At 51.2% G+C, this 24,513-nt stretch carries 23 protein-coding genes; 14 read left to right on the top strand and 9 right to left on the bottom strand.

Features of this window, described 5'->3' with window-relative positions:
• Positions 1 to 9: 9 nt before the first annotated feature.
• From SD10_RS27730 to SD10_RS27715, 4 genes are all read right to left on the bottom strand, one after another.
• A complete protein-coding gene (locus SD10_RS27730; RefSeq protein WP_046578609.1) occupies positions 10 to 1,167 on the bottom strand; it encodes a Gfo/Idh/MocA family protein in 1,158 nt (385 codons plus the stop codon).
• Positions 1,168 to 1,244: 77 nt separating this feature from the next.
• Complete coding sequence (locus SD10_RS27725) at positions 1,245 to 1,850, bottom strand: GNAT family N-acetyltransferase (RefSeq protein WP_046578606.1); 606 nt, start codon at positions 1,848 to 1,850, stop codon at positions 1,245 to 1,247.
• Positions 1,851 to 1,857: 7 nt separating this feature from the next.
• Positions 1,858 to 2,262, bottom strand: a complete 405-nt coding sequence (locus SD10_RS27720; protein ID WP_046578604.1) for a ketosteroid isomerase-related protein — start codon at positions 2,260 to 2,262, stop codon at positions 1,858 to 1,860.
• A gap of 194 nt (positions 2,263 to 2,456) precedes the next feature.
• Positions 2,457 to 3,221, bottom strand: a complete 765-nt coding sequence (locus SD10_RS27715; RefSeq protein ID WP_046578602.1) for an NUDIX hydrolase — start codon at positions 3,219 to 3,221, stop codon at positions 2,457 to 2,459.
• 565 nt (positions 3,222 to 3,786) lie between these two features.
• Here SD10_RS27715 and SD10_RS27710 point away from each other — a divergent pair.
• From SD10_RS27710 to SD10_RS27700, 3 genes are all read left to right on the top strand, one after another.
• Positions 3,787 to 4,605, top strand: a complete 819-nt coding sequence (locus SD10_RS27710) for a universal stress protein (protein ID WP_046578599.1) — start codon at positions 3,787 to 3,789, stop codon at positions 4,603 to 4,605.
• Between the two features lie 310 nt (positions 4,606 to 4,915).
• Positions 4,916 to 5,128, top strand: a complete 213-nt coding sequence (locus SD10_RS30585) for a hypothetical protein (RefSeq protein ID WP_046578598.1) — start codon at positions 4,916 to 4,918, stop codon at positions 5,126 to 5,128.
• A 233-nt stretch (positions 5,129 to 5,361) separates the two neighbouring features.
• Positions 5,362 to 6,603 carry an acetate/propionate family kinase gene (locus SD10_RS27700; RefSeq protein WP_046578596.1) on the top strand — a complete coding sequence of 414 codons (1,242 nt, stop codon included), beginning with the start codon at positions 5,362 to 5,364 and terminating at the stop codon, positions 6,601 to 6,603.
• Between the two features lie 349 nt (positions 6,604 to 6,952).
• Here SD10_RS27700 and adhP read toward each other — a convergent pair whose 3' ends face one another.
• Positions 6,953 to 8,023: an alcohol dehydrogenase AdhP gene (gene adhP, locus SD10_RS27695; RefSeq protein WP_227699086.1), complete on the bottom strand. Its 1,071-nt coding sequence runs from the start codon at positions 8,021 to 8,023 to the stop codon at positions 6,953 to 6,955.
• Between the two features lie 372 nt (positions 8,024 to 8,395).
• Between adhP and SD10_RS27685 the strand changes: the two genes are divergently transcribed.
• Together SD10_RS27685 and SD10_RS29775 are read left to right on the top strand one after the other, a co-directional pair.
• Positions 8,396 to 9,223 (top strand): universal stress protein, encoded by an 828-nt coding sequence (locus tag SD10_RS27685; protein ID WP_046578590.1) that lies wholly within the window; start codon positions 8,396 to 8,398, stop codon positions 9,221 to 9,223.
• Positions 9,224 to 9,304: 81 nt separating this feature from the next.
• Entirely contained in the window at positions 9,305 to 9,469 is a 165-nt protein-coding gene (locus tag SD10_RS29775; protein ID WP_158500602.1) for a hypothetical protein, read from the top strand.
• Positions 9,470 to 9,601: 132 nt separating this feature from the next.
• Here SD10_RS29775 and SD10_RS30580 read toward each other — a convergent pair whose 3' ends face one another.
• Entirely contained in the window at positions 9,602 to 9,700 is a 99-nt protein-coding gene (locus SD10_RS30580; protein WP_158500601.1) for an NAD(P)-dependent oxidoreductase, read from the bottom strand.
• Between the two features lie 161 nt (positions 9,701 to 9,861).
• The gene (locus tag SD10_RS27675; RefSeq protein ID WP_046578588.1) at positions 9,862 to 10,341 is read right to left on the bottom strand and encodes a pyridoxamine 5'-phosphate oxidase family protein; all 480 of its coding nucleotides are present in this window, start codon (positions 10,339 to 10,341) and stop codon (positions 9,862 to 9,864) included.
• Positions 10,342 to 10,571: 230 nt separating this feature from the next.
• Here SD10_RS27675 and SD10_RS27670 point away from each other — a divergent pair, with 230 nt between their 5' ends.
• Positions 10,572 to 12,980 carry a phosphoketolase family protein gene (locus tag SD10_RS27670; protein WP_227699085.1) on the top strand — a complete coding sequence of 803 codons (2,409 nt, stop codon included), beginning with the start codon at positions 10,572 to 10,574 and terminating at the stop codon, positions 12,978 to 12,980.
• Between the two features lie 22 nt (positions 12,981 to 13,002).
• Here the strand turns inward: SD10_RS27670 and SD10_RS27665 are convergent, their stop codons facing one another.
• Positions 13,003 to 14,121: a L,D-transpeptidase family protein gene (locus SD10_RS27665; protein ID WP_046578586.1), complete on the bottom strand. Its 1,119-nt coding sequence runs from the start codon at positions 14,119 to 14,121 to the stop codon at positions 13,003 to 13,005.
• A gap of 344 nt (positions 14,122 to 14,465) precedes the next feature.
• On the opposite strand from SD10_RS27665, the gene katG reads away from it, so the two are divergent.
• The 8 genes from katG (at position 14,466) to SD10_RS27625 (ending at position 23,611) form a co-directional block, all read left to right on the top strand.
• Positions 14,466 to 16,742 carry a catalase/peroxidase HPI gene (gene katG / locus SD10_RS27660; RefSeq protein WP_046578584.1) on the top strand — a complete coding sequence of 759 codons (2,277 nt, stop codon included), beginning with the start codon at positions 14,466 to 14,468 and terminating at the stop codon, positions 16,740 to 16,742.
• 338 nt (positions 16,743 to 17,080) lie between these two features.
• Complete coding sequence (locus SD10_RS27655) at positions 17,081 to 17,587, top strand: (2Fe-2S)-binding protein (protein WP_046578582.1); 507 nt, start codon at positions 17,081 to 17,083, stop codon at positions 17,585 to 17,587.
• The gene (locus tag SD10_RS27650) at positions 17,584 to 19,779 is read left to right on the top strand and encodes a xanthine dehydrogenase family protein molybdopterin-binding subunit (RefSeq protein ID WP_046578580.1); all 2,196 of its coding nucleotides are present in this window, start codon (positions 17,584 to 17,586) and stop codon (positions 19,777 to 19,779) included. Before SD10_RS27655 ends, SD10_RS27650 begins: the two co-directional genes overlap by 4 nt.
• Positions 19,780 to 19,866: 87 nt before the next feature.
• On the top strand, positions 19,867 to 21,060 hold the full coding sequence (locus SD10_RS27645) for an XdhC family protein (RefSeq protein WP_046578578.1): 1,194 nt from the start codon (positions 19,867 to 19,869) through the stop codon (positions 21,058 to 21,060).
• A gap of 2 nt (positions 21,061 to 21,062) precedes the next feature.
• On the top strand, positions 21,063 to 21,674 hold the full coding sequence (locus tag SD10_RS27640; protein WP_046578576.1) for a nucleotidyltransferase family protein: 612 nt from the start codon (positions 21,063 to 21,065) through the stop codon (positions 21,672 to 21,674).
• Between the two features lie 81 nt (positions 21,675 to 21,755).
• Positions 21,756 to 22,172: a Holliday junction resolvase RuvX gene (gene ruvX / locus SD10_RS27635; protein WP_046578574.1), complete on the top strand. Its 417-nt coding sequence runs from the start codon at positions 21,756 to 21,758 to the stop codon at positions 22,170 to 22,172.
• 75 nt (positions 22,173 to 22,247) lie between these two features.
• Positions 22,248 to 22,820 carry a peptide deformylase gene (gene def, locus SD10_RS27630; RefSeq protein WP_046578572.1) on the top strand — a complete coding sequence of 191 codons (573 nt, stop codon included), beginning with the start codon at positions 22,248 to 22,250 and terminating at the stop codon, positions 22,818 to 22,820.
• 2 nt (positions 22,821 to 22,822) lie between these two features.
• On the top strand, positions 22,823 to 23,611 hold the full coding sequence (locus tag SD10_RS27625; protein ID WP_046578570.1) for an amidohydrolase: 789 nt from the start codon (positions 22,823 to 22,825) through the stop codon (positions 23,609 to 23,611).
• A 108-nt stretch (positions 23,612 to 23,719) separates the two neighbouring features.
• Here the strand turns inward: SD10_RS27625 and SD10_RS27620 are convergent, their stop codons facing one another.
• Positions 23,720 to 24,421, bottom strand: a complete 702-nt coding sequence (locus SD10_RS27620) for an HAD family hydrolase (RefSeq protein WP_046578569.1) — start codon at positions 24,419 to 24,421, stop codon at positions 23,720 to 23,722.
• Positions 24,422 to 24,513: the final 92 nt, after the last annotated feature.

The raw sequence follows: 24,513 nt of genomic DNA, 5'->3' as shown, positions 1-24,513 counted from the left end.
TCTCTCGCCTTATTGTCGGGCCATCTTGTCGGCAATCATGGCCGTTTCCAACGAACTTAAGCCATTCTGCTCCGTAATGAGCCGGTGCGTCCCCGGATATTGAATACTGTTGATCTGATCTCGAAACATCAGGCGGAGTAGTTCACTATATAAATGCTGCTTTTCCTGGCCAAACCCAAAACGGAGTTCAATCTGCTGATAGGCGTCAAATTCTTTGTGCCGACCGCGCAGAGGTAAGTCTTTGCCACCAATATTGGCCGTTACGTTGAGTTGTGCTCCCGGAAACAGATCCATAAGCGCCCGGGTCGTTTCTTCGTCGGCCACGCAGCGTAGGATCATGCGGGTGGGCACCCACTCAAAGAGCGTAATGTCGCCCCGCTCAAACACCAGCCGCATTTCCTGCCGATCCATCCGCCCGGTTTGTGTAAATCCGTGGTAGAAGTTGACCAGTTTCCGACCCGTTACGTCGTCACCGTATTCGACGGTCGCCTGGACCTGGTCTTCGATGTCATTGCTATTGGGACGCTTGATCACCTGTGCCGCTTTCACCGTTCCCTCGCCCAGCCAGCCGGCAAACAGGTCGAAAAAGTGAACGCCGTGCTCGATGAAAATGCCGCCACTTTTGGTCCGGTCCCAGAACCAGTGCTCGGGCGACAGTCCTTCATCTCCGGCGTAATTCTCGAAATACCCGTGCAGGAAATCGCCAAGGAGATTCTTGTCGATCAGGTGTTTGATGCGGGCAAACATGGGGTTATAGCGCTGCATCAGGTTCGTTACCATCAACAGCCCTTTTTCTTCAGCCAACGCCAGCATTTCGCGGCCCTGTTCGGGGTTCATGGCCAGCGGCTTTTCGCAGATAACATGCTTGCCCGCGTTGAGCGCAAGCATGGCCTGCTCATAGTGCAGGAAGGGCGGGGTGGCAATGTAAACAACATCCACATCGGGATGATTGACCAGTTCTTCGAGGCTGTCCAACTGCTCGGCACCGAATCGTTTGGCGGTTCGAATTGCTTCTTCCCGTTTCGATCCGGCAATGGCCACAAGTTTGGCTTGTGGATGATTCGGCGATCCGACCTGTAAAAACTGCTGTACGGCGAACAGGCCAAAGCCACCCATACCGATAACTCCAATTCCGATTTCGCGTTCGGTTTTCGCGTTTGTCTCCATACCCTTACGTGTTGTATCCGCTAAAGACAACCGTATGAGCAAGCTTTATGTTGGGAAAGAGTCTTTCCTGAGTCGGGTCAGTTGAGCATTCGTGTCCAGTAAATCATTGGTTTAACCGTTTCGACCGGCTCGTTTCGATCGGGCCAGATAAACGAGCTTTGCAGCGTATTATCGCGCCGATAACCTCGTTTTGTCCAGAATTCATCCAGTGGTTTATACCCATCGGGCCGAAGCGGATGATCGACCGGGCGCTGAACGGCGCAGAAACAAGCTAGTTTGTATTGACCAAACCGGCGGGCGTGGGCTTCGCGCTCGTCAAAAAATCGGTTTCCCAATCCCAGACCACGGTAAGCGGGCAACAGGATACTTTCACCGAAATAGAAAATTGTATCTATGTCGTAGCCTGCCGCCAGGAAAGGAGCCTGTACCTCGGCCGTTTCGTCGCGTAGTGGCAGAGCAGTTGTTGCGCCCACCAGTTGTTCTCCATCGTATACGGCAAACAGTAACGAGCGCTCGGCGCGGGCATAGGTCTCCAGATAGCTTTTTTCGTAATCAACGGAGCCCTCGTAGAGATACGGATAATCATAGAAGACCGCGATGCGCAAAGCGGCCAGCTCGTCAAAAACCGTTCGAAACCCCGCTCCTGTGAGCCGAAGGAATATGAGAGATGAATTGTTTGCCAAGGTGCTATTAATTACCCAAAACCAGCGACTCCCAAAGCGGCAAATTATAATACGTGGTGACGCGGGTAATTAATCCATCGATAACTTCGAGAAACGAACCAGCGGGCAATACGTACGTTTGGCCCGTAGCGGCTGGTAGATCGCCATCCGTTTTTTTGTACACACCATTCACGACAAATTCGCAGGCTACCCGGCTGCCCGTTGGCTCCGTCATAATAACGATGTCGGTCAGGGTTTCGTCGTAGCAATCGTCCATATGCTGAAGAAACTGCCGAAATACCTCTTTGCCGGTGCGTGTAGATCCCTGATTGCTATCGTGGCGAACATCGGGATGGAGCAGACTGAGCATCGTCTCCCATTCTTTATTGTTAAAGGCGGTGTAATACGTTGAAACAGTATCGAGAGCAGTCATAAAGGGGCTTTTCTAACCAGAATTTGATGCCCAAAGATAGCCGATCAGCCAGAATTAGTAAGCGCAGAGATATAAAGACTTGCCCGTTGCGTACTTAGAAACTATTTGAATTGACTAATTTATAAGGCGTTATGGTGGCTCTGTGGGACCAGATTCTTAAACCTGCCTTCACCAATTCAAACAGTTTCTCAAGCTTAGACGAAAATCAGATTGCCATTAATGAGTGCTTTCTCGTAATTCACCCGGTCGAAATGGTACAGGTAAGGCGACTTATGAGCCCCACCCGTCCGTCGTTCATTCAGGCGGGTCAAAATGCTCAGGCCGGTTATTTTCTTATGGAAATTCCGGGCATCCAGGGGCCGCCCAAGCACGGTTTCGTATAAGCGTTGCAGTTCAGGAATCGTAAATTTTTCGGGCATCAGATTCAGGCCAATGGGTTGCCAGTTCAGTTGCAGCCGAAGGGTTTTCAGCGCGACATCAATGATCTGGCGGTGGTCATAGAGCATTGATGGTAAGTCCGATACATCGCACCAGACGCATTCGTCCGACAGAAAATCGGCCGTAGGCGTCACTTTCGTATAGTCGACCAGGGCATAATAGCCCATTGTAATCGTACGGTCAGGGCAAATTCCAAACAACAAGTCGGGCATTTTCTGCCGCCGTAAGGTGTCATTTTGGTCATAGCGAACAGCGTCGCCAAAAAGATGAAATTGTTGCAGAAACAACTGGTTTAAACCCGTTCGCTCGTGTAATACCCGCTCGGCGGCTGCATCCACCGACTCTGCTTTATAGATAAACCCGCCTGGTAAGCTCCATTCTTTTGTGTCTTTCCAGCGCAATAACAGTACTTTAAGTTTTGTATCATGAAACCCAAAAATAACACAGTCAAGTGATACCCCTGAGATACATTCACTCGCTACCTTTTTGTAATAAGCAATCAGATGTTCGGTATATGTCATGCCTGGCCTCAATTTTCTCTATGTAACTATAACATAATAAAGGAAATCGTGTATAATTACTGGTATTTTTTGGTTTTATCAACCATGGGCTATTCTGTTTCTTATCTTTTGTATTAGCTATCCTATGCCAGGCAGTTGCAAAAACCTGTAAGATGATTAGTAAGCTCGACAAACATGCTGTTTAGAACTAACTTTTTCAAGAAAGGATTTGCAAGGAAATTTTGAGTCAGTATTGGTTTTTGCACCAAACATCTGCTTACAGCCCATATTTAAAAGCACTCGTGCTATGGATGAATTATCCGCAACAGGCAATAGTGAAGTTAGTGCATTGTAACGCCAAAAGAGTAGTTAAAATCGGTCGATCCCAACCGACTGAGCATAATCAGGTCGTAGCCTAAGCCCACTCATCGAGTACATTGAGTGGGCTTACTATTTTTGATCCGTCAAGAATAGCTAAACGAAGTTTATGAAAACGGCCTTTTCCTTCACAGAATGGCTCGGTTGATTCGACTTTTGAGACCGACGACTTTCCTGATTATTTGGTGACTCGCTAACCAACTGACTTATGAGAACCATTGTTCTTGCTACCGATTTTTCCAACAACGCCAAACAAGCAGCCTATTTTGCGGCTCACCTGGCTAAAGAGCAGAAAGCACAACTCATTTTATTTCACGCCTTTCATCTTTGGCCTGATAATCCAGCCAAAACCGGCGATTTCCCACTTTCGGTCAAGGCCATGCAGGAGGACAGTGAAAAGGCGCTCAATCACCTGGCCAAAGAAATTCGAAACGATGTTCATCCTGATGCACCCATTCAATGCATCGTTCGGGAAGGCCATACAATGAACGCCATTCGTGAGGTAACAAAAGCGGTACAGGCTGATTTATTGGTCATGTCTACTGTAGGAACGGCCCCTGCCAGCGCACAATTGATGGGCAGCATTGCAACCGGTATGGTGGCCGAAACCGAAATTCCTCTTTTGCTGATTCCCCCCGGTGCAGGCTATGCAGGCATAAAAAACAGTGTCCTTTGCATCGATCTGTCCCAGCCCCCAAATGCGGTTGCCCTGGAAACCGCTCTGACCTTTACGCGAAAGGCTGGCTGCGTCATCAACGTACTATGTGTCAGCGAAAATGCGGATGATGCGGTTTTGACAGAGCGGGCGGAGCATATCCGGCGGCTACTGGTTCCGCAGCCTCATACATTGAGTATAATAGCGGGGGAGAGCGTACCCGATACGTTGCTGAACTTTGCCCATACCAACAAAGCTGACCTGATCATTATGCTGCCTCAAACCCGAAGCTGGCTGCAGAAGCTGCTGTCGGAGGGAGAAACGCAGCGCATGGCCCGCCTGACGGATATTCCATTGGTGGCTGTTGTTTAACCGTACCAAATCTGGAACTTTCCATTTTTAGTACGTATTCAGAAGTCTAATCCATTGCCCTGTTGGCATGTATTGTGAGAGGAGTTGCCATCAGCCCCCTGTGCGTTTTAATGAACCCGTTCGGCGCTCCTGGGCTGGTTATTGGTTTACGCTAAAACCCAAAAAAACTTGACTAGCGTCGATATGTTACCAACTGAAACTGCCCCCTTGTCAACATACTGGGCAATACCATCCGATACGTTACTGGCTCAATTAATAACAACCGAATGGGGACTACGGACGGATCGATCCGATTTGAAGAACAACGGGGTTGAATCAGCTCCAGCGTAAACGGCCGTTGCCGGCGATTGGCCTGTTGATGCACCAGTTCAAAAGTCCAATGTCGCTGCTTCTGCTGGCGCAGTTCCGTATTCGACTACATATACATAAGCTTTGGTGTATTGATCTGGCTCTTCCAGACGGGCTGGTTTATGGAATCGGTTCTGCCAGCATCAACCACTGTGCTGATTATCTGAATTGCTGAAACACTGGTTTTATCGAACTTACTCTACCCCTTCGCTGCACAGGCAGAACCATACTAGTAGGCAGTTACAAGTTCGGTGAAAGCGGAGACCAACTGCGGAAGTGAATACAGTTTCTCGTAATACTCCAGAGCCATTCGGTTCAAGTCAAAATAAGGAATTACATCCTCAGATTTGCGAATTAACCCTGTCGGCACACTTGCAACGGGCATATACGCTGATTCGAATAAATACTATGCTGATACCTGACTCGCCAGTACTCGTTCTGAACAGTGGTTCATCCAGTTTAAAATTTGCCGTTTATCCGGCAGATGAACAACGGTGGCTATCAGGTAAATTGACCCGGATCGGACTGGATAATGGGCGGTTAGAGACAACAGACCGTCAGCACCGAATCCAAAGCATCCAATGCGATTTACCCGACCATTCAGCCGCCTTAACCTTCCTTTTCAATTGGTTGCAGGAGCAGCCGACTATTCGGCTTTGCGCGGTGGGTCATCGACTTGTGCATGGAGGAATAACGTACCGAACACCTCAGCGAGTGACGCCCGAACTTTTGGCTGATTTGCGATTACTGATTCCATTAGCCCCCGACCACCTGCCTGCTGAAATCAGCCTGATTGAGGCCGTTAGCCAGTTATATCCTGAGCTGCCCCAGGTGGTTTGCTTCGACACGGCCTTTCATCAAACCATGCCCGATCTAGCCAAACGCTTACCGATACCGCGCCAATTGGCCGACGAAGGGCTCATTCGCTACGGGTTTCATGGATTATCCTACGAATATGTGTTAAGTCAGCTTGCCAGAGAAGCCGGGCCGGAAGCGGCCCAAGGCCGGATTTTGCTGGCACACTTGGGAAATGGCGCCAGCATGACCGCCGTTCGCCAGGGTAAAAGCCTGGACACGACGATGGGGTTTACTCCGACTGGAGGCCTCATGATGGGGACACGCTCGGGCGATCTTGACCCCGGCGTACTGCTGTATCTGCTCACAAACAAACAGATGGAGGCCTCGGCCCTGAGTCATCTACTCAATGATGAATCTGGTCTGCGGGGTGTATCCGGCCTTAGTTCCGATATGCAGGAATTACTTCAGCAGGCACCCCATAATCAGGCAGCGGCTCAGGCCATTGATTTGTTTTGTTATCAGGCTCGCAAACAGATGGGCGCTATGCTAACGGTATTAAACGGGCTTGATACCCTGGTATTCACGGGCGGCATGGGTGAACAAGCGCCAGCCATTCGAACCCAAATCTGCGCTCAACTCGATTATCTGGGTATTGTCCTCGATCCTGACCGGAACGCAGCCAGTGCGGCTGTTATTTCCCCTGAAGGGCATTTACCAGTAGTACGCATTATTCCCACCAACGAAGAAATCATGATTGCCCGCCACACCCGACAGTTCCTCGCACTTGGCCAAGCACAATCCAACACTTTCTCAGCCGACCCTGGTCAAAATACGAATACTGTTAACAGATGACGACGAGGATGACCGCTTTTTTTATGTGTAGTGCGATTAAACAGCACAAAGGCTGTTGTCTTCGAAGCGAAGGATGGCTTTGATGTTTTAAGCTAACTCACTGCACGGGCGGGCTAATCGGTCAAGCTTCAATCCGATTTGGCCGAATGTGAATATGCCCCGGATGAATGGATTCGAGTTGCTAGATCAGCTATGCGCTTCCTTGTTCTTAACTGCACTCCTACGATCATGCTATCGGCCAGCAACCAGGTTAATCAGGTAAGCGGTGCCGATGAAACCAGCAAAAACTATTGACAGGGCCCTGGTTTTGCCCGGCCCTGTCAATAACGATGGTATTTAGCATAGCCGGTTAAACAGCCATCAGCGTACGGTTAACCGGCAAACTCGCTTGCTGGCTCGCTTCCGTTTCTGACATACGCAGTACTACTCGCCCGTCTATTTTACCGGCAGTCATATCGGCAAGTACCTGATTGATATTCTCTAACCGATCCGCATGGTAGTGGACCTTCACTTTCCCATCGGCAGCAAAAGCCAGACTCTCGACCAGGTCCTGACGGGTACCGACAATAGATCCGCGAACGGTCTTGCGTGTGAGCACTATATCGAAAATATTCAGATCAAAATCACCTGGTGGCAGGCCGACCAAGGCCAGCGTCCCGTGTCGGCGCAACATCCCAACAGCCTGCGCAAACGCCGAACGGGAAACGGCAGTGACCAGAACGCCATGCGCTCCCCTAATTAGGCGTTGAATAGCGCCCACGGGATCTTCGTTCAGCGCGTTGATGAGCAGATCGGCCCCTACGCTTTTCGCCAGGTCTAATTTGTCATCCTGAATATCCACCGCCACTACTTTCATGCCCATGGCTTTGGCATACTGAACCGCCAGGTGACCTAAGCCCCCGATACCGGATATGACGACCCATTGGCCGGGTTTTACTTCCGTTTCTTTCAAACCTTTGTACACCGTAACGCCCGCGCACAGGATGGGCGCAGCTTCCTCAAACGATAGGGAATCGGGCAGAATTCCGATATAGTTCGGGTCAGCCAGTACGTATTCCGCATAGCTTCCCTGCACCGAATAGCCGGTATTCTGCTGACGTTCGCAAAGCGTTTCCCAGCCCGTATGGCAGTGCTCGCAATGACCACAGGCCGTATAGAGCCAGGGAACTCCCACCCGATCGCCTACCTTTACCTGGGTGACGCCCTCGCCAATGGCCACTACCGTTCCAACACCTTCGTGACCGGGAATTAATGGCAAGGTTGCCTTGACCGGCCAATCGCCGTTGATGGCGTGCAAATCGGTATGGCAAACCCCACAGGCAGCCACTTTGACTAAAATCCGGCCTGGTATAAGGGCAGGAACAGGAACCTCTTCTAGCTGGAGCGGCTGCCCGTACGCTCGGGCAACAGCGGCTTTCATGGTAGTTGGTATCATCTTTAAGTCGGCTATGAATGCAAAAAATAACCTAGTGATCTGCGGTCGGTTCTTCAACTTGAGCATGACAAAAGTAGAGTTAGCAGACAGATGATGGCATGACCTGCATCAGGAACAGGCGAGACCTTGGTCAGGAAAGTATGAGTCAGATGATGGCTAAAATCAACGTAAACATGTTGAGCACGGTAGGCCTTGTCCAACCGTCGAAAAGGCTGGGGATGAATCGACGAAACAAGGAAATGGCTCGGCAGGAAGTCAGGTTCCTATGTGATATAAATCAGGCGGTTACGTACTGACCGTCAGTGTATAAATGACCGAGCCGGGATTCCTTTGTCCATAAATCAAAACTTCCTCCCGATGAAAACGATCCTTGTTCCTACCGACTTGAGTGCTGCCTCAGAAGCGGCTCTTTCAGTGGCGGTAGAGATTGCCCGAACCTATCAGTCTACGATACTTCTGCTGCATTCGGTGGTGTATCCCTTGCCTGTGGCTGCTTATCCGGAAGCCGTGTCGATTACCACTAGCTATACAGTCGACGAATGGCGGCAACTGGAACAGGAAGCAAAAATAGCCCTGAATCGTCTGGTAGCGAATGAAAAATACAAAGGCGTTACCATTGTTCCAACCTTACTGACCAATGGCCAAGGGCTGATTCACAATGTTACGGATCGGCCCGCCGACCTGATTGTAATGAGTTCGGAAGGCGCATCAGGTCTGGAAGAGTGGCTGGTGGGCTCCAATGCCGAGAGCATTGTCCGGCATGCGCACTGCCCGGTACTGATTATAAAGAAACCTGTTGTCCCGTTTCGTCCCGAAAAAATTGTTTATGCCATCGATGTGGATGACCGCTTAAAAGCCGTTCAGCCCTATTCCTTTCCATTAAGCGAAGGGAAAAAGTACCAGTTTCTCTATGTACAAACACCCACCGACAGTCGGGTCCCAGAAGGCATCCGTGACTGGATAAATGAATTTGCCAGAGCAGAAGGGATTACAGAGTTTACCGCTACGGTTTATAAATCCCGCGATGTATCGGGAGGTATTCTCGACTATGCTGATGAGGCAAATGCAGACCTGATTGTGCTGGTTACCCACGGCTACAAGGGGTTGCGGCACTTTCTGTCAGGCAGTGTCGCCGAAGATGTACTGAATCATTCCCAAAAGCCCGTTTTGGTCATGCGCATATGAATTGGACAACGTTCATACCAGTAGAAAGTCGCGGGTTATTAGCCCGCGACTTTCTACTGGTATGAACCATTTGATCGCTGTATGCCCTCCTGCTTCGATGCCGCTTCCTATTCGAATGCAGCCGCCAAGCTGGGCAGTAGCGAACAAACCTCACCACCCGGATCTATCCAGGCATTGGACGCATCCACGATGAGCAAACAGAAAGCGAATCATAGCTACGTTTGGGTGATTTTGCAACCAGTTTAACACGTCGCCCTTGATCGGTTTGCGGGTATAATCATAGTGGAAATAGGAGCGCTCCCGCTCATAGACATCGGTGGTATAAGAAGCTGACAACTGCCCGGCATCCAGTACGGCTTTCGTATCGACCAATCGCCCTCAATCCGTGTTCACTAAAATAGCGCTTGATTTGAGCGCGGTCAATGATTGAGCGTTTATAATACGCTCAGTAAGTGGTGTGAGTGGCCAATGGAGCACAGTAATGTTGGACTGTTGCAGAAGATTAATAATAGCCCGTATTTCACGCCCGCTTCCCCACGTTTTGGATCGGCCCGAAGGTCATAGCCAATACCGTACAGCCGAATCCCAGAGTAAGGCGAATGGTACGGAACACGCAGAAGCGTATGGGCGTGAGATTTTTAGCCCAGATGAGCCGCTTGTACTGATTTAGAGTGTGGATGGCGTTGATAGCAACGCCCCGTTTTGCTCATAATTTGTATGCGATAGACGACTGGGTAGATTACTTTCAGATCGGCCGGTACGGGCACGTCAGGATAACCAAACCGTTCATCGGCAAAGACCGGTATTTTACGTTTTTTCAACAAGTAAAGCGCATAATCGCGGTCTTCCTCCTGCAATTCTTCGTAGACGCCCTCAATGACCACACTTCGCCAGATGTCCAGGCTGATCGCTTCATCGATTTCGAAGGCTACGTTTGGATTTTGGTGCAGCAGCTGCGTTTTGGTGCCCTGACGAGTAAGACCATAAATATAATGACCGTCATAGTAGTACATCATAGGTTCGATTAGAATCCGGCTCCCGGCAGCGCAGGCAATCCGGCCGTAGTACTGATTGCCCAGCATGCTCTCGATCATATCGGAGGTTAATTCACTTAGCATGAGATAAATACGCGGGCTGTTAAATGGAACCGCTATCCTAAAATTAACGACCATATGGCCGATAATGAATGCGACTAATCAGCCAAACCGATGATTCTCGACAGGCCATGCCGTATACTGTCTTAGTACTTTGCTCAGGGCACTTTCTGAGGTTGCCCTATCCTGATTAAACTCATTGAAAAGCCTATTGCCAATCAGTACCTACCCCCAGGCTAGACGCCAACTTTGTTATGAGCCAACGAGCAAATTTGTTGGTCGTCTATAGCCCTTTTCTGATGAATCAGACCCTTTCTTTACCAACGACGGAGCCGACACATCAGCGGCTCACCAACCTACATCGTTACTGGCTGGCCACCAATTATCTTGGAGCAGCCCAGTTGTACCTGCGGGATAATTTTTTGCTGAAACGGCCGCTGGAAGCGACTGACATCAAGCCGCGCTTACTCGGACACTGGGGAACGCAACCCGGTCTGAATCTGATCTATGCCCATTTGAATCGACTTATTCAGGATACCAATGCCAACGTTCTGCTAGTGGTTGGGCCGGGCCACGGGGCACCGGCCATTCTGGCAAATTTGTATCTGGAAGGAACCCTCGGTGACTACGATTCTCAGTATGCAGTAGGCATCGAAGGCATGAGCCAACTGATCCGTCAGTTTTCGTGGCCTTATGGACTGCCGAGCCATCTGGTGCCCGGCACACCCGGCCAGATTCAGGAAGGAGGAGAATTAGGGTATTGTCTTTCCCATGCATTCGGAGCCGCACTCGACAATCCAGACCTGATTGTAACCTGTGTCATCGGCGATGGCGAAGCGGAAACCGGCCCCCTGGCTGCCGCCTGGCATTCCAATAAATACCTGAATCCCGCTACCTCGGGGGCCGTGCTCCCTATTTTACACGTCAACGGCTACAAACTGTCGGGGCCCACAATTTATGGTCGCATGAGCAATGACGAGCTAACTCATCTGTTTACGGGCTTTGGCTACCAGGTACGTATCGTTAGCGGCAGCGATCCCATGCAGGTTCACGCGGCTATGTGGCAGGCGATGAATTGGGCCTATGAGGAAATCCAGATTATCCAGCGAAACGCCCGGTCGGGCATGTTAATGGGGGTTCCGGCCTGGCCGATGTTGATTCTGCAAACGCCCAAAGGGTGGACTTGCCCACTCACCGTAGACGGGCAGCCCATTGAGAATACGTCCCACGCGCACCAGTTACCCGTTGCTGATCCGGCGGGCAAACCTACTCAGCTGGCTACGCTGGAAACCTGGCTGCGTAGCTACCATCCCCAGAATTTGTTCGACGGCGAAGGTCGTCCTTTTAGCCACGTTGTCAGCGGCTGCCCGACTGGTTCACGACGTATCGGAATGAATCCCCATGCCAATGGTGGTCAGTTACTAGTACCTCTTGACTTACCCGATTACGCCAACTATGCGGTACCTGTACCGTCGCCGGGAGCTACATCAGTGGAAGGAACGCACACGCTGGCGCTCTATCTGCGCGATGTATTTTGCCAAAATGAAAGCGCCCAAAATTTTCGAATCGTCTGCCCGGATGAAACAACGTCTAACCGAATGACACCCCTGTTTCAGGCAACGCAACGTGCCTGGATGGGACCAATGGTTGAAACGGATGAGTTTCTGGCACCCGATGGCCGAGTCATGGAAATCCTGAGTGAACATACATGCGAAGGCTGGCTGGAAGGGTATTTGCTGACGGGGAGACACGGGCTGTTCAGTTGCTACGAAGCGTTTATTCCACTCGTCGATTCCATGCTGAATCAATATGCCAAGTGGCTGAAAGTAAGCAAGGAAACACCATGGCGAAAACCGCTGGCTTCCCTCAATTACTTGCTCACGTCGCACGTATGGCGACAAGACCATAACGGTTACACTCACCAGGTGCCGAGTTTTATCAATTTGGTAGTAGCGAAGAAAAGCTCCGTGGCACGCGTATATCTGCCGCCCGATGCCAATTGTCTGTTGTCGGTAACGGCCCATTGCCTGCGAAGTCGTGATTACATCAACCTGATTGTGGCCTCGAAAGCGTGTCAAGCGCAGTGGTTGTCCATTGACGAAGCCCGCGAACATTGCAGCCGCGGCATGTCTATCTGGGAATGGGCCGGAAACACCGGAATTCAGCAACCAGATGTGGTACTGGCCTGTGCGGGCGATGTGCCAACCAACGAAGTGGTGGCGGCAGCCGCTATTCTGAAAGACCATCTCCCAGACCTGCAGGTTCGGGTGGTAAACGTTGTGGATCTGCTGACCCTTATGTCGCCAGAGGATCACCCACATGGTTTTCCCGAAACAGCTTTCGTTCAGCTCTTTACGGCCAATCGTCCGGTGATCTTCGCTTTCCATGGCTACCCGATGCTGGTTCACGAATTACTGCATCATCGGACCAACCCCAACCGATTCCACATTCGGGGGTACATCGAAGAAGGACGCACCACCACGCCTTTCGACATGCTGGTACTCAATAAGATGAGCCGCTATCAACTCGTACTGGCGGCACTGACACATCTTGATAAACGACTTGATCGTCAGGCGCTGGCTCAATGGTGCCGGGCCAAGCTCGATGAACACGCAGCGTATATCCGACGCGAAGGCCAGGACATGCCGGACGTACGAAGTTAAGCCCCAGCGGGGGCAAACGTATTCAGAGATCCGTTTGCCCCCGCTGGTAAACATCTTTATACACAGAAATCGCACCGGCAGCATCTACGTCAAGAACAGAGTATATAACAAAAACCGGGATAGTGTGCGACAAAAGCACGGTTTTGGGATTGATCTGTTTTCGGCAACTTGTCAAAAATGAGGCATCGAAACGGGTGGTACCCAGTAGCAGATTAGCCAGTTCGACCGGTTTCTCAACCCGGATACAGCCATGGCTCAGCGCCCGTTTCTCATTCACGAACAAGCTTCTTTGGTTTGTATCGTGCAGGTAAATATCATATGGGCTGTTGATCGTAAACTTCATCACCCCCAGCGCGTTATCGCAGCCGGTCGATTGCCTCAATCGATACGGAAAGGATTTTGCCGATGTGGCCGACCACTCAATCGAATCAGGATGCACAATTTTCCCTCGTGCATCAATAACCTGTAGGTTCATATCGGCCAGCACCACAGCTGGATTCTTTCGAATTTTAGGCAGTACCTCATTGATGGCAATCGAGCGGGGGACATTCCAGTAAGGGTAGGTAACTATATCCGTGATTTGCGCCGTAAACAGAGGAGTCGGAGTACTGGCTTTCCCCACAATTACACGACTATTAAGGATCGTTTCACCTGATTCATCAATTACCCGCAGTGTAGCCGAAGGAATGTTGACAATGACTCGTTTGGTCGATGGAAACCGATTGAGCCATCGGTAAACATTCAGCGTTGATTTGATTTGTTCGATACTCAGCGAATCGGCCATATAATCGTCGACCAAACAGCGCATGCAATAGTCCTTAAGCTGTCGGTAATTGCGGTCGTGGGATTCCAGCGAATCCAACAGGGGGCACCAATCAGCCCCGGTCAGGAACTGCCGCGTCAGCCGATTGATTCGGGCAGTATCCAACCGCTCGGCTACATCCTGGTAGCCCATTCGTCGGATAGATTTCCCATAAACGATCTGCGAAAAGCAGGCTTTCAGACAGACCGGGTCGGGTGTTGTACAGCGTTCATCTACGCCGATATTGCTGGCATATTGGCGCAGTCGCACCCAGTCTTTTTCAAGCTGGGCATTGGCAATCGCAGGAATGAATAAACAGATAAGCAGGTAACGTAGCATAAAAATGCAGGTGAGGTTTGATCCTCAAAGCTGCCTGGAATGCTTACATATTTCCCTGATAACCATCAGTCGATAAGTTGAAACCAATCAAGTACACGCCTGATGCATACGCCGGGTGACCGGTTCATCTGGGCTTTAATTTTGTTTGCAGGCCACTTTAATTAGCAATCGATCGGAGTAACTATCTAAGAGCCATAATGACTTCATACCTTTTCATAACTTCCCCTTCATAATCTCAAACCCACTTTATAGATATTATCTATGATTAGATAAAAACAATTAATAAAAATTATAATACAAGTTAATGTAAGTTTGACTCGTCAAACAATAAAACTCCACCGAGTATGGAAAATATCGAAAAGCAGGACACGCAAGACCCATCTGTATGGGACGTCAATGACGACAGCAAAGTCAACACCGTTGGTAAATGCCCTTTTCTGAATGGAGAGCTAAACAAAAGTGCTGGTGGCGGCACAAGAAATCGCGACTGGTGGCCAAATCAGTTACGACTGGATATTCTACGTCAACATTCTTCGCTGTCCGATCCGATGGGCGAGACGTTTAACTACGCTGAAGAGTTCAAAACGCTTGATCTGGCGGCTGTTAAGAAAGATATTGTTGATCTAATGACCACCTCTCAGGATTGGTGGCCAGCCGATTACGGTCACTATGGCCCTTTCTTCATTCGCATGGCCTGGCACAGCGCGGGTACCTACCGCATTGGTGATGGTCGTGGTGGTGCCAGCTCTGGCGCCCAGCGCTTTGCGCCACTCAACAGCTGGCCCGATAATACTAACCTCGACAAGGCCCGTCTGCTGCTGTGGCCGGTCAAACAGAAATACGGCCGGAAACTTTCGTGGGCTGATCTGCTGGTTCTCACCGGCAACTGTGCTCTCGAATCGATGGGCTTTAAGACATTTGGCTTTGGCGGTGGACGTGAGGACGTATGGGAACCAGAAGAGGATATTTATTGGGGTTCCGAAACCAAGTGGCTGGGAGACGATGTTCGGTATGCCAACCCACATGAGCGTAAACTGGAGCAACCCCTTGGGGCGGCTAATATGGGGCTTATCTACGTGAACCCGGAAGGTCCGGCAGGAAATCCTGATCCCGTTGCCTCTGCGCACGATATTCGGGAGACCTTCGGTCGCATGGCTATGAACGACGAAGAAACTGTCGCCCTCATTGCCGGCGGGCACACATTCGGCAAAACCCACGGCGCTGCCGATCCAGGCCAGTATGTTAGTTCTGAGCCCGCTGGTGCAACCATTGAAGAAATGAGTCTTGGCTGGAAGAACTCCTTTGGGAGTGGTCATGGGCCTGACACCATAACCAGCGGTCTGGAAGTTACCTGGACAACGACCCCAACCCAATGGAGCAATGACTATTTTGAGCACCTCTTCAGCTACGACTGGGAACTGACAAAGAGCCCCGGCGGAGCGCATCAGTGGCGGCCGAAGGATGGAGCTGGAGCCGGCACCGTGCCCGATGCCCACGATCCGTTGAAGCGCCATGCACCCATGATGCTGACGACCGACCTGGCGCTGAGAGCCGATCCTACTTACGAAAAGATTTCAAGACGCTTCTACGAGAATCCGGATGAGTTTGCGGACGCATTTGCCCGGGCGTGGTTCAAGCTAACGCACCGTGATATGGGCCCAATCGAGCGCTATCTGGGTCCGGAAGTACCAACCGAAGAGCTGCTTTGGCAGGATCCTGTCCCCGCCATTACGCATACATTGGTCAATGATCAGGAAATTGCGGCTCTAAAGGCTAATATTCTCGCATCGGGCCTGTCAGTGTCCCAACTGGTATCTACTGCCTGGGCCTCGGCGTCTACGTACCGTAACTCCGACAAGCGTGGTGGAGCCAATGGTGGCCGTGTTCGTCTGGCACCGCAGAAGGATTGGGAAGTTAACGATCCGGCACAGCTGGCTACGGTATTAGGTACGCTCACGAGTATTCAGGAAGAGTTCAACAGTACGCAATCCGGCGATACCCGAATCTCCATTGCTGATCTGATCGTGCTGGCTGGCTGCGCCGGTGTTGAGCAGGCGGCTAGGAATGCCGGTCATGAGGTAACCGTACCCTTCACGCCAGGACGTGCCGATGCGTCGCAGGAGCAAACGGATATACAAGCATTCGATGCGCTTGAGCCAAGTGCTGACGGGTTCCGCAACTACCTCAACGCCAGACACAAATCGGCGGCTGAAGACATGCTGATCGACAAAGCGCAACTCTTGACGCTGACGATTCCGCAGTTGACGGTACTTGTCGGGGGCATGCGTGTGCTTAACACGAACTTCGACCACTCGCAACATGGCGTCTTCACGAAGCGTCCGGAAGCGCTCACCAATGATTACTTCGTTAACCTGCTCGACATGAGTACCACCTGGCGGGCAACCTCAGATGCGCAGAGCATCTTTGTGGGTAGCGATCGCAGAACGGGTGAACCCAAATGGACGGGCACGCGTGTCGATCTGATCTTCGGCTCGAACTCAGAACTCCGGGCCATCGCCGAAGTGTATGGATGTAGCGACTCGCAGGAAAAATTTGTGCGGGACTTCGTCGCAGCCTGGACTAAGGTGATGAATCTCGGTCGCTTCGACCTGGTCGCCTAGTCGCTGTGCTGTTAATGGATAAAAAAGGTGGCCTGGCAACGGGCCACCTTTTTTATTTAATTCTAATTCATGGTTAACCGAATGAGGCTTTCTGATTTATTCGGCAAAAAAAGCTTAATTTTAATTCAGGTTTCGCTATATGTTATGCCTTTCGTAGCGGCTATATAATGGGCCGTTCCGTGCGTTGTATAGCCGCTATGATCTCACGACTTAGGTTAATTTTACTAAAACTTTCGTTTTGCCAATATATACGTTGCTCGGATGACTTGTCACAGAAACACAGCGCAGAACCAACGTTCAGATACTACTCACTGTTTATTCCTTATTCATAATAGGCTATGGCTTTAGTAAAATTGACCATTAATAACCAGCTTCACACGGTAGATATAGACCCGGATATGCCCTTGCTGTGGGCCATACGCGATGTGGTTGGTCTGACGGGTACGAAGTTCGGGTGTGGCATTGCCCAATGCGGGGCCTGCACGGTTCACCTCGATGGCGCGCCCATTCGCTCGTGCAGTTACCCGGCTTCTGCCGCTGCAGGACATAAAATTACCACCATTGAAGGACTGTCAAAAAACGCCGATCATCCAGTCCAGAAAGCCTGGATCGAGCACCAGGTGCCGCAATGCGGTTACTGCCAGTCTGGACAAATCATGTCGGCAGCCGCCTTACTGAAGCAAACGCCAAAGCCTACCGATGCGGATATTGATGCCGCTATGCAGGGCAATATTTGCCGCTGTGGTACCTATGAACGCATTCGTAAAGCCATTCACTCGGCCTCGGCTGATATAGCGGCTAGCCCTAAAATGCCTAAATCAACTCCTAAAATTGGCAAACGATGAGCAACACCCCTACCTCTCCCGGAACTGACAACGGCACGAGCCGCCGGAATTTCCTGAAGGCTGCGGGCCTGACCGGAGCCGCCTTTGCGTTAGGCTTACCGTCTGCCAACGTTCTGGCAAGTCCCGTCTTAAATCTCAGCGCCTTACCTGATTCTGTTGAATTAACGCCTTACGTCCTGATCGAGAAATCGGGGCGCATCACAATCATGAACCCCCGCCCCGAAATCGGGCAGGGAACCTACCAATCCGTTCCGGCGCTCATTGCCGAAGAGCTGGAAGTCCCGCTGGATAAAGTCACGATCCGGCAAACCGGGGGCGAAAGTAAATACGGCGGCATGTGGTCGCAGGCTGTGGGTGGCAGCGGCTCCATTCGGGGTGGCTACACGCAGATGCGCAACGTGGGTGCAGCGGCCCGCGAAATGCTTCGGCAGGCCGCCAGCCAGCAGTGGAACGTACCCATCGTCGAGTGCATTGCCGACAATGCGACCATTGTCCATAAACCCACTGGCAAGAGGCTAACCTACGGCCAGTTAGCCGACGTAGCCGCCAAACTCCCGGTTCCGAAAGAGCCGACATTGAAAGACCCGAAGCTGTTTACGATGCTTGGCAAATCGATGCCTCGGCCCGATGTTCCACTGAAAGTAGCCGGGAAAGCAACGTTTGGTATCGATGCGAAAGTGCCGGGGATGGTGTATGCCTCCGTTGAACGGTGCCCGGTCTTTGGCAGTAAGCTGGTCAGTTTCGATGCCGCTCAGTCGCTGAAGGTGAAAGGCGTTCAGAAAGCGGTAAAAGTGGAACGGGTCGTTGGTAAAAATCATTACGAAGGCGTAGCCATTATTGCGGATAACTACTGGTCTGCTCTGCAGGGCCGCAAGGCCCTCAAGGTAACCTGGGATCACAACAAGCACGATACCTTCAACTCTGCCGACTTCGAAAAGCAGCTTCGTGAGCTGGCAAAAACGGATGGCGTACAGGGCCATAATGCAGGCGATTTTGATAAATCATTTGCCGATGCTCCTAACAAACTGGAAGCCTTCTATGAAACGCCTATCGTAAGCCATTCAACGATGGAGCCCATGAACGCGCTGGCGCATTATCAGCCAGGCGATAAAGTGGAGCTTTGGGTTTCCTCACAAGGGGGTGATTTGGTTAGAGACGAAGTAGCTAAGGTCTTTAAACTCCCTGCCGACAATATAACCGTCCACGTTCTGTTCAACGGGGGCGGTTTTGGCCGACGGTTAACACAGGACTTTGCCACCGAAGCCGTATCGTTGTCAAAAGCGATTGGCAAGCCTGTTAAGGTAATCTGGACGCGGGAAGACGACACGCAACTCGGTCCTTTCCGACCCATGACCTTCTCGGCCATGCGCGGGGCGTTGTCTGCCGATGGTAAAGCCGTTGCGCTCCAGCATAAAGTCATCTCGCCCTCGATTGACGCGACGATGAACGCAACCTACAACAAGACAAAGCCCGATGGAACCATGCTCGAAGGAACCAACGAGCAGAAATACGAAATCCCGAACCTCAACACGCGCTATGTCTATGCCGATGTTCACATTCCACTCACCTACTGGCGGTCGGTGACGAGTTCGACGCTGGCGTTCTCACACGAATGCTTCATCGACGAAATGGCCCATAAAGCCGGTCAGGACCCGCTTGCTTTCCGGCTGGCGATGCTGACCAAAGACACTGACGCCAAACGGGTGCTACTTAAGCTGAAAGAAGTGTCGGGTTGGGACAAGCCGCTATCGGCGGGCAAAGGCCGGGGCATTGCCCAATGGGAATTCTTCGCCGGGCTGGCCGGTCAGGTGGTCGAAGTGTCGAAAGACAACAAAGGGGGTGTGAAGGTCGATAAGGTGTACTGCGTGATCGACCTCGGCACCGTGGTCAATCCTGATACCGTGAAGGCGCAGGTGGAAGGCGCCATTGCCATGGCCCTGACAGCTGCCACAAAAGACGGTATCACGTTCGAGAATGGTCGAGCCGTTCAGGCTAATTTCGATGCCAACCGAATGCTGCGTATCAACGAGATGCCAACGGTCGAAGTTCACATTCTGGCCGAAGGCGGTCCAACTATCAAAGGTGTTGGCGAACCGGGCCTGCCCCCGTTGGCACCTGCTTTGGCAAATGCCGTTTTTGCGGCTACCGGCAAACGCATCCGGCGGTTACCGTTTGATTTAGAAAAGATATAATGCTCGGTTTTCAGTTTATAGTATTCGGCAGCTATCACGCATTACCCAACCGAATACTATAAACCGAAAACCAATCCCATAAGGAACATGAAAGAAATAACCCGCATTGTTGAGGTTTTTGAGCAAATCGACTTCTCGGAACGCAAAGCGGCCCTGGCCACGGTTGTTTGGGTTGAAGGATCGTCGTATCGTCGTCCTGGCGCCCGAATGCTGATCACGGATGATGGTCGCTGGGAAGGCGCCATCAGTGGCGGTTGTCTGGAAGGAGACGCTCTTCGAAAAGCCCGGCAGGTTATGCTTGACGGTCAGCCAATTGTGGTTACCTACGACACGATGGACGACGGCGCGAACAGCTTTGGTGTTGGGTTGGGTTGTAACGGAATCATAGACGTGTTGATTGAGCCCATTGTTCCCGAAAGCCCCCAGAACCCGGTTGCGTTGCTAAAAGAATTTACGAAGAAACGGGATGTCCGTGCGCTGGCTACCGTGTTGAAAAGCGACGAATTCAGCGGGCTACAACCCGGCAATCGGTTTCTGCTTACCGAACAACCCGGCGAATCAGTACCCGACTGGTTGCACAACGACATGGGCGACGTATTCAGCACGGGTAAACCGCTGACCCGTACATATGCCGTATCATCGGGAAGTGCGGAGGTATTCATCGAGCGGATTGACCCCGGCATTGAGCTGGTTATTTTTGGGGCGGGTTACGACGTGATTCCCGTCGCCAAAATGGCCCGTGAACTCGGCTGGCAGGTAACCGTTACTGACGACTGCATCGCCCACTTATCGCCCAAACGGTTTCCGGTGGCTACCTGTGTGCTCTACTCCGACCGGGAAGCGGTTATTGACCAGTTGACCATTACCAACCGAACGGCCGCCGTGCTGATGTCGCACAACTTTAATTATGACCGGGCCGTGCTGGAGAAGTTACTCACAACGGATGTACCGTATATTGGTATGCTGGGCCCCCGCAAACGGTTTGACAAGATGCAGGACGAATTCCGGAAGGATGGCCTTCAGTTCAGCGAGGCTTCACTCGAACGGGTTCATGCGCCCATTGGCCTGGATGTCGGTGCTGAAACACCGGATGAAATTGCGCTGTCGATCATGGCCGAAATTAAAGCGTTTTTCACGAAGGGCGCCGGTGGTTTCCTGAAAGATAAATCAGGCCCTATCCATGAGCGGCTTTCCGGCAACTCGGCCAATCACCGTCGGCAGGCTGACGCTATTGATTCGGGCACTACCGACTACGATGCAGTTAGCGCAGACGCCATTTAAGCATGATCATTGCGACAATCATTCTGGCGGCTGGTGGTTCGACCCGGCTGGGTGGCGAGCCCAAGCAATTGCTTACCCAGAACGGGAAAACGCTTGTCAGGCAAATTACTGAGGCCGCTTTATCCCTAGAGGCAGGCCCTGTGGTCGTCGTGTTGGGCGGAAATGAGGAACGAATCCGTGCTGAACTCACCGGTTTACCTATCCGTACACCTATCAACCCCAACTGGCAACAAGGCCTGGCGTCATCCATACAGGTTGGTCTGAACCAGTTAAACGATGAACCTGTCGATGCCTTTTTGATGGTTCTGACCGACCAGCCCTACGTTACAGCGCAACTTCTACAGCAGTTAATTACGACGCAACACCAAATGGGCCGGGGCATTGTTGCCTGCCGGTATGGTGAATCGGGGCACCTAGGTGTTCCGGCTTTATTCGATATTCGCTATCGATCCGAATTTATGCTGTTGTCTGGCGATACGGGTGCCCGCAAACTTATCCAGCAGTATGTAAATGACTGCAGCCAAGTACTGTTTCCACAAGCGGCCATTGATCTGGATACCTGGCAGGATGTAGACGCCTGGCGTGGGATAGAAGGTAAGACAGAATCAGCGTGAGCGAATTCCAGTGGAGCTTATTTTGCTCCTTGTTCTACACGTCTTGCCGCTTGCCCCCTCCCTTCGTACCTTTGCCCTGAAATGGCACGACTTCTGGCAATCGATTATGGTATGAAACGCACCGGCATTGCCGTAACGGACCCTTTGCAGCTCATTGCGTCGGCGCTGGAAACGGTAGCTTCTCATGAGGTGCTCAAGTTTTTAAAAGCCTACACTGCAAAGGAGCCGGTCGACGCCTTTGTAGTGGGACTACCGAAGGGTCTGGATGGTGCCGATACGGATAACACGCCCAGGGTCAGGAAGTTCGTAACGCATTTACAGAACGCATTGCCCGATATTCCCGTTTACTGGCATGACGAACGATTTACGTCTGTCATGGCCCTTCAGGCAATGATCGCCAACGGGAGCACAAAAAAAGATCGGCGGGTAAAGGGCAACATCGATAAAATTAGTGCAGCCATTATTCTACAGTCATACATGGAAAGCAGAAAGGAATGATGGATGATAAATGATGAATGATTTTTATAGCCTAATCATCCATCGCTCATCATTCGTCACTCATCATTAATAAATATGATTCTCCCAATTATTGCCTACGGTGACCCCGTTTTACGGAAGCGGGCCAAAGATATTGAACCCGGTAGCCTCGACGTTAAAGCGCTGAGTGATAATATGTTCGAGACAATGTACGCAGCATCAGGCGTTGGCCTGGCAGCGCCACAGATCGGGCAGAGCATTCGCATGTTTGTGGTGGATGGCGAACCCCTGAACGAAGACGAACCGGAAGAAGACGTTGATCAAAGTCTGGTTGGCTTCAAAAAGGTATTTATCAATCCGGAAATCATTGAAGAAGCGGGCGACGACTGGGGCTTTGAAGAAGGTTGCCTGAGTATTCCGGGTATTCGGGGAGAAGTGTTTCGGCCTGAAATCATTGTGATTCGTTACTTCGATACGGATTGGAATGAGCACGAAGAAGAATACGAAGGGATGGCCGCCCGAATTATTCAGCACGAATACGACCACCTCGACGGCAAGCTCTTCACCGATTACCTGCCTTCTCTTCGCCGGACGCTCATCAAGAAAAAACTAGCCGATATTTCGAAGGGCAAGACGGATGCGGAGTATAAAATGAAGTTCCCTAAATAACCATGAACGTAACCTTCCTCCAGACTAATCTTTACTGGCACGATCCGGTGGCTAATCTGGCTATGCTGGAGGAACAGATTTTTACGCTGGAAGCCCCCACGGATCTGGTCATTTTACCCGAAATGTTCACAACGGGCTTCACCATGGACGCTCAGGCCGTTGCAGAGCCTATGAACCTGACGACTTTTCGCTGGCTGAAACAGATGGCCGCCCAAACAGGAGCCGTTGTGACGGGCAGCTATGTGGTGAAGGAAAATGGCCGTTTCTTCAATCGGCTGGTGTGGATGCAGCCAGATGGGCAATTTGACACCTACGATAAACGTCATTTGTTTCGCATGGCGGGTGAAGATGCGGTTTACACCGCCGGAACACACCGGATGGTGAAGGAGTGGAAAGGCTGGCGCATCTGCCCGCTGGTTTGTTATGACCTTCGGTTCCCGGTCTGGAGCCGCAATACATCCTCAGACGACTCGCAGGCATTCGACTACGACCTTCTGCTTTATGTAGCGAACTGGCCCTCTGCCCGACGTACTGCCTGGAATACCTTACTGCAAGCCCGCGCCATTGAGAATCTGAGTTATGTGGTGGGGGTCAACCGCGTTGGTGAAGATGGCAACCAGCATCCCTACTCCGGCGAGTCGGCCGTTGTTGACTTCAAAGGCGATGTGCTGTTCCGGCAGTCGGATGCGGAGCTCGTGCATCAGCACACCTTGTCCCTGGCTGATCTACAGGCATTTCGGGCAAAATTCCCCGCCAATCTGGACGCCGATTCGTTTACGTTAACGCTGTAATACTGTTCCTTATTTCCGTGGGCTGTGTCCTCACGGCCCACCTGACCGGATGGTCTGGCTGACGCACGTATGGGCCGTGAGGACACGAACCATGGGAAAACTGGTTGTTTATACCTGCTCGTTCACAGTTTCGAGTAATCCCAGCAATTCCCGTACATTGCTCAATGTCGTAAATGACTTGCCGGTCAACTGCTCATCCGTAACCATTTCGTGGGCCCAGGTCGTTTCGTAGGGAATATGTATAGCCCGACCACCAATGTGCACAACCGGTAAAACATCCGACTTTAGTGAATTACCAATCATCAGAAAGTCAGCCGGTTGAATCTGGTATTTTTGTAGAATACGTTCATACGCCTGTTCATTTTTTTCGCTGATGATTTCAACATGTTTGAAGTAGTGTCCCAACCCTGACCGAGCGATTTTACTCTCCTGATCAAACAGGTCACCTTTGGTGAGCACCATCAGATCGAACCGCTTGGATAGTATTTCCAATACCTCGTTTACCCCGTCGAGTACCTCAATTGGGAAATCCAGTAGTTTCCGTCCAACATCAATAATCTGCTGAATCTCAGAACCCGTGATGGCCCCGTTGGTTAATTCGATAGCCGTTTCGATCATCGAGAGCATGAAGCTCTTTGCTCCATAGCCAAATACGGCGAGGTTTCGAATCTGGGAGTCATAAAACTGCTGCGAAAGGGTTTCTTCTGAAACATAATGCGACAGTAGTTCGCATAGCTTTAGCTTTACATCAATGTAATTTGGTTCGTTGGCCCATAGGGTATCGTCAGCGTCAAACGCAATCAATTTCATGAGCGTACAGATAAGATGGTTGGGAGCAACAAAGATAAGCAGGCGACCATAATCTTATCCTGTTACCGCTCTTTTGTCCCGATTTGATTTGC

Source organism: Spirosoma radiotolerans, from assembly GCF_000974425.1.
Lineage (GTDB): Bacteria > Bacteroidota > Bacteroidia > Cytophagales > Spirosomataceae > Spirosoma > Spirosoma radiotolerans.
This window is presented reverse-complemented; position numbering and strand designations above follow the sequence as displayed.

Bases quoted from the DNA above. Each gene is read 5' to 3' on its own strand.
- SD10_RS27700 (WP_046578596.1), top strand. From the start codon at position 5,362: ATGCTGATACCTGACTCGCCAGTACTCGTTCTGAACAGTGGTTCATCC.
- ruvX (WP_046578574.1), top strand. From the start codon at position 21,756: ATGGCACGACTTCTGGCAATCGATTATGGTATGAAACGCACCGGCATT.
- SD10_RS27675 (WP_046578588.1), bottom strand. From the start codon at position 10,341: ATGCTAAGTGAATTAACCTCCGATATGATCGAGAGCATGCTGGGCAAT.
- SD10_RS27685 (WP_046578590.1), top strand. From the start codon at position 8,396: ATGAAAACGATCCTTGTTCCTACCGACTTGAGTGCTGCCTCAGAAGCG.
- SD10_RS27640 (WP_046578576.1), top strand. From the start codon at position 21,063: ATGATCATTGCGACAATCATTCTGGCGGCTGGTGGTTCGACCCGGCTG.
- SD10_RS27620 (WP_046578569.1), bottom strand. From the start codon at position 24,421: ATGAAATTGATTGCGTTTGACGCTGACGATACCCTATGGGCCAACGAA.
- SD10_RS27715 (WP_046578602.1), bottom strand. From the start codon at position 3,221: ATGACATATACCGAACATCTGATTGCTTATTACAAAAAGGTAGCGAGT.
- SD10_RS27655 (WP_046578582.1), top strand. From the start codon at position 17,081: ATGGCTTTAGTAAAATTGACCATTAATAACCAGCTTCACACGGTAGAT.
- SD10_RS27670 (WP_227699085.1), top strand. From the start codon at position 10,572: ATGAGCCAACGAGCAAATTTGTTGGTCGTCTATAGCCCTTTTCTGATG.
- SD10_RS27645 (WP_046578578.1), top strand. From the start codon at position 19,867: ATGAAAGAAATAACCCGCATTGTTGAGGTTTTTGAGCAAATCGACTTC.
- katG (WP_046578584.1), top strand. From the start codon at position 14,466: ATGGAAAATATCGAAAAGCAGGACACGCAAGACCCATCTGTATGGGAC.
- SD10_RS27720 (WP_046578604.1), bottom strand. From the start codon at position 2,262: ATGACTGCTCTCGATACTGTTTCAACGTATTACACCGCCTTTAACAAT.
- adhP (WP_227699086.1), bottom strand. From the start codon at position 8,023: ATGAAAGCCGCTGTTGCCCGAGCGTACGGGCAGCCGCTCCAGCTAGAA.
- SD10_RS27730 (WP_046578609.1), bottom strand. From the start codon at position 1,167: ATGGAGACAAACGCGAAAACCGAACGCGAAATCGGAATTGGAGTTATC.
- SD10_RS27650 (WP_046578580.1), top strand. From the start codon at position 17,584: ATGAGCAACACCCCTACCTCTCCCGGAACTGACAACGGCACGAGCCGC.
- def (WP_046578572.1), top strand. From the start codon at position 22,248: ATGATTCTCCCAATTATTGCCTACGGTGACCCCGTTTTACGGAAGCGG.
- SD10_RS29775 (WP_158500602.1), top strand. From the start codon at position 9,305: ATGCCCTCCTGCTTCGATGCCGCTTCCTATTCGAATGCAGCCGCCAAG.
- SD10_RS27625 (WP_046578570.1), top strand. From the start codon at position 22,823: ATGAACGTAACCTTCCTCCAGACTAATCTTTACTGGCACGATCCGGTG.
- SD10_RS27710 (WP_046578599.1), top strand. From the start codon at position 3,787: ATGAGAACCATTGTTCTTGCTACCGATTTTTCCAACAACGCCAAACAA.
- SD10_RS27665 (WP_046578586.1), bottom strand. From the start codon at position 14,121: ATGCTACGTTACCTGCTTATCTGTTTATTCATTCCTGCGATTGCCAAT.